Source organism: Nocardioides antri (assembly GCF_008373765.1).
GTDB classification, from domain to species: Bacteria; Actinomycetota; Actinomycetes; order Propionibacteriales; family Nocardioidaceae; genus Nocardioides; species Nocardioides antri.
The window spans coordinates 1-398 of record NZ_VUJW01000151.1 but is presented as its reverse complement, the minus strand read 5'-3'; the positions used below and the strand labels follow the sequence as shown (position 1 = coordinate 398).

1 protein-coding gene is annotated in these 398 nt (G+C 41.2%); it reads right to left on the bottom strand.

The genetic code is table 11. From position 1 onward, the window contains the following. The coding region (locus F0U47_RS22850) for a hypothetical protein (RefSeq protein ID WP_188111461.1) at positions 1–398 on the bottom strand (398 nt) is incomplete at both ends.

Below are 398 nucleotides of genomic sequence, written 5' to 3'. Positions count from 1 at the left end.
TAGTAACGAGCCAATAATTGCTGGTAGAAGTAGAAGTAAACCTCTCCACGACGCTCTTTAAGGGCTCCGTATTTTTCTGATGTCCACCAGAACGGTAAATGAGAGTGGAAGTAGTAGTAGTAAGCGTTCATGCCAATATCCTCAGTGAAGTATGTCAGCCTTTGTTCTTCATTATTGTATAAAACGGCGTTAGAATAATTGGCTTTGTAAACGAAGTAGTCGTTTTCCAGGTGAATGCCATACTTAGCTGCGGCTTCAGGATTAATGAGGCCATCTTGCATCTTTGTTACGTAAATTTTTTGCAGCACTTCCATATTCATAAACATTTTAGGGTATACTTCATACGGAGCAGGAACAACGAAACCGTGGCAATCAGAGCGCTGGATAACAGCGATGTA